The sequence below is a fragment of the Bifidobacterium apri genome, from assembly GCF_009299485.1.
Taxonomy (GTDB): Bacteria; Actinomycetota; Actinomycetes; order Actinomycetales; family Bifidobacteriaceae; genus Bifidobacterium; species Bifidobacterium apri.
Genome location: NZ_WBSO01000027.1, coordinates 1 through 4600 on the forward strand (window position 1 = coordinate 1; position 4600 = coordinate 4600).

The 4600-nt window shown below is 58.1% G+C and carries 1 protein-coding gene; it reads left to right on the forward strand.

The features are described 5' to 3' along the window. Positions 1-16 precede the first annotated feature (16 nt). A complete protein-coding gene (locus DSM100238_RS09420) occupies positions 17-4312 on the forward strand; it encodes a phage tail tape measure protein (RefSeq protein ID WP_205730717.1) in 4296 nt (1431 codons plus the stop codon). Positions 4313-4600 lie beyond the last annotated feature (288 nt).

Here is a 4600-nt window from a genome sequence, read left to right on the forward strand (position 1 = left end):
GCACAGTCTGAGCGGGTTGAATGACGCGCTGCACGGTGCGAGCGGCTTCGGCTTCGACTTCGAGGGCGGGCAGCATCAGCTTGTAGACGAGCTGGACGACCTGCATGAGAAGCTGCTCGCATTGGAGAAGGACAAGACCGTCCGGTTCGACATGAAGATAGTCGAAGCGGACTATAGGGATACGGTCGATAAGATCACGCGCGTCATGGAGAAGATCCGTGACGTGAACTCGCGTGACGCGCGCGTCAAGTTCTACACGGACGGTGTGGAGCGTATCGATGCGACCATCGCCCGGTTCGAGCGTGAGGGCATCACTATCCCGGTCACGTTCCGACAGGAACTGGAAGGGTTGAAGAACCGTCTCACTACGGAGGGTGAGAAGGCCGGCGTCTCCAAGGATTTCAAGGTCGATGCGACGCTTGACCTTGACGTGAAGCACGCCGAGGAAAAGCTGAAAAAACTCGAAGACGACCATAAGACGCTGAACATGGATTTGGATATCAAGTCCAAGCTGGCGGCATTGCATCTGGCTGAGTTGACGCGCCCACGGTCGGTTGAGATTTTCGCGAAGCTGCATGATACGAACGTCGGCAAGTTCCTTAACGGTATGACGCGCGGCGCGGCGGGCATCACGTATGTGCAACGCAGGTTCGACGAACTGGCCGACACGTTCGACCGGTTGGAGGAAGCCATCCCGCCGTTGGCGACGGTTGGCAGCGTGCTCGCCACGATCGGCGCGGGAGCGTTGAATCTCGCCGGCAGTGTCGGCGGTGCGGCTGTCGCGTTGGGTCGCATGTCGAGTGCAGCGTTGGCTGCTCCTGCTGCTGTAGCCACGTTGGGTAGCGCGCTGGCTGCCGGTGTGAGCGCGGTGAAAACGTTCAGCGACCATGTGGACGTATCCAAGACGAAGTTCAAGGACTTCCAGAAGCAGTTGGGTGATTCGTTCTATGGGAACGGGTTGGCCGACCAACTAACGAAACTCATGAACAGTAATGCGGCTGGCGAGGCCGTGAAGGGCATGAACAGTGTCGCGGCGGCTGAGGGCACCGTATTCGTGAACATGCTCAAGATTGTCTCCGCCGGTGAGAACGTGTCGAAACTCCGGGTGATTTTCGATAACGCCAAGAGTGGTGTCGATAATCTCGGCAAGGGGCTGGATGCGACGGCTTCCGCATTCGTCACGCTCGGTGACAGCGCGGCATCGTATGTTCCGCGTGCGACCAAATACCTGAGCGGATTGTTGGAGGAGTTCGACCATTGGGTTGAAACGTCCAGCAATACGGGGCGTGTGACCGTCGCGATGGAGCAGGCTATCGAGCAGGCCGGCTATTTGAAGTCGAGCGTGCAATCCCTATGGGGCGTGCTGACGGGCGTGTTCGGCGCGTTGAGCATGAGCGAGAACGGGCTTGAAGGGTTCGCTGAGGCGGCCGGCAAGGCCGACCGTGCGGTGAACAGCATCAAAGCCCAAGCGGTGTTCACCGCGTTGCGTCAAGGCGCGCAGGACGCGCAGAAGCAGGTGCGTTCCAGTTTCAGCGATATCGCAGATAGCGCGTATACGCTTCGCGGCGTGTTGAGTTCGACGTTGGCTGATGCCGGTTCGATTACCGGCAGCCTGTTGTCGAATGGGGCGAAGGCGTTGGCGCAAGTGGCTGCCGGTCTTACGTATGCTGCTGATGGTACCCGTGATGGGTTGACGAGCATGGTCAAGGCCATAAACGAGACCGCGGACGTGTTCAATGACTGGGCTTCGTTAGTCGGCAGCGTGACCCGTGCTATGGGCACTGGCTTCAATAGTGCGTTGCGGTCGAGCGCGCCGATTCTGAAAGCTGTCGCTGAGGCTGCCAAGAGTGTGGCTGATGCGTTCAACGCGCTGCCAGCCCCGTTGCGTGACACTATCGTGTTCTTGGGTACGTGGGGTAAGGCGTTCGGCACGTTCAAGGACACGTTGAAGTCGGGCATGGTGGAGAGTGTCCAGAGTACGCTCGCATTCCGGCAGGCATTGTTGAACGCCGGTGTCGCCGCCGAGAACATCGATACGAGTTTCGGCGGTGTAGTCCGCCTGTACGCGGGCATGAAGACCGGCGCGATGGAGACTGGCAGTGTGATGGCTTCGACCGGTTCCACGGTCGCGAAGAGCATGGAAACGTCCACGGTCGCCGTAGGCGGGTTGAAGGGCGCGTTGAAGACGGTCGGCACCGGTGCGAAAGCGGCTGGTTCTGCGTTGCTTGGCGCGGTCGGCGGGCCTGTCGGGCTTGCCGTCACTGCTGGTATCGCGGCCATCACCGTAGGATTCAGCGCGTATCAGGACATGGCTGCCAAGAGCGCGGCCGTGAATGAGACTATCGCTGACGGGTTCAAGAACGTGGCGAAGCAGGCGAAGTCCACGAGCGAGGCTGTCAACAGTGTCTCCGAATCGTTGAAGACGGCGATGAGTTCGAGTGATTTCAACAAGGACAATCCGCTCGAATCGTTTAACAAGTGGGCGAACAAGCTCGATGTCGGCAGTGAGCTTGCCGGTTTCAATAGTGCGTCCAGCGCGTTGAAGAAGCAAAAGCTCACTATGGATTCTCTCGCTGAATCCGCTGCTGGTACCCAGCAGGCGTATGAGAAGATGTACAAGTCTTTGACTTCGCAGGCTGATGCTTACGAGAAGTACGCCGACAAGAAGATGCAGAACGACCCGAACTATACGCCTGAGAAGAATGAGGCGTATACGAAGCGTATCCAGCAGATGCAGCAGCTCGCGAGCGACTATCAGGCTGTGCGTGAGAAGGCACTCGATGAAGCGAAGGCGACCGCCGTTCAGAACGGTTACACCTCGGCGTATGTCGATAAGCTGGTCAAAGAGGGCGAGGATTTACGCGCTGTAGCCGCGTTGACTCAATCCTCCACGCAGAAGAAGCAGAACGAGGCTGACGCGAACGCGATGCTCGCTCAAGCTATCCAGAACGTGTCCAATGCTCGTGTCGCGGAGGTCAACGCGCAGTCTTCGTATAATCAGGTCGCCGGTGCTACCGGTGCGGCTGTCGCTCAGATCAAAGCCGAGCTTGGTGATGCACGCCTCGCGTGGGATTCCAACACCAAGAGCCTTGATACGAGCACGAAGGCCGGGCAGGACGCGACCGCGATGTTCAGCAACCTGTATGCGGCCAATCAGAGTTATGTGCAGTCGATGATTGCGAACGGCGAGAAACAGTCTGTCGTGAACAGCCAGGTCGATGCGTATAACGCGAAACTTGCCGAATTGGGTAATTCTCTTGGTTTGACTGATACGCAGGTCGAGCAGTTGCAGAAGACGTATGGCATGACCCCTGAAGAAGTCAAGACGATGTTCACCGCGCAAACAGACCAGGCGCAGTTGAACTGTCTGAATTATCTGAATCTGATTCAGCAGATGTTCCCCGAAGGGTCGAACAGTGCGACGTATCAGACGCTGTTGACGGCTATCACGAGCGGCGCGGTGACTGATATTCAGACGGTGCAGAATCTCGCCAATGCGTTCAAGGACGGGAAGTATTCCACGGTGCTTACGGCTGATGGTACGCCTGCGCTTGTTCCTACGGAGATTGCGAAGTCTCATGCGGAGCTGTTCGCGGCCGGTAAGGACGGCAAGGGGTACACCACGAAGCTGAATGCGGATGACCTCGCCAGCGCCACTGTCGCGTATGCTTCCGGCAATGCGAAGGCGTTTGACAAGCTGAACCCTCATGCGAAGCTCGATGCTGATGATAAGGCTTCCAGTAAGGCGAATAAAGCGCGTGACGCTGTGAAGAACATTCCGAGTTCGCACAACACGAAGATAACCGCCGATGCAGGGCAGGCTATGAGCGTGTTGGATAGGGTCAAGAGCGCGTTCAGCAGTTTCTGGTCTGGCGTGACTTCCGCGTTCGGCGGCGGTGGCGGTAACAGCAAGAAGAAGGCTCATGGCGGTCGTATCGTCGGGCCGGGGTCGAGTACGAGTGACAGTATCCCGGCGATGCTGTCGAACGGCGAGTATGTCATTCGTGCGGCGAGCGTAAGGAAACTTGAAGCCGCTTACGGCAGTGGGTTCCTGAACGTGGTGAACCGCACCGGCACAATACCGTCACTGTCCAGCACGTATATCAGTCAGGCGCAACGGCAGGCGCGTATGCCGGGGCATTATGCGAACGGCGGCAAAGTCACCGGCAACGTCGGGTTCGGTTCGACCGTCGTCAACAATACGACGTTCAACATGCCGACGAAGGTCGTGCGCGCGAATGATGACCTCGCGTCCAGCGCGCAGATCATGCAGTCGAGCCTTATCAACAAGGCTATGACGTTGACCCGCTGACAAGGGAGGGGTTCCTTTTGGTTGATGTCGGTTTTGTGGAGTTGTCCGCACCTGGCGCGGGAACCATACTGGATATCCTGCACGGGAATATCATGCAACCCGTCACCGGAACCACGCGCCGTCGTGCCCGTCGTCAAGTCAGGTGTCTCGAACCATCCTTCGACACCGGCCACCAACAGGGACAAGACGAGCGGGGAACCAGAACCGCCATCCACAGTGACGGATCCAGAGCCAGGTGCGGATAACGCCACAAAACCGACATCAACCCGAAGGAACACCTCCCTTGTC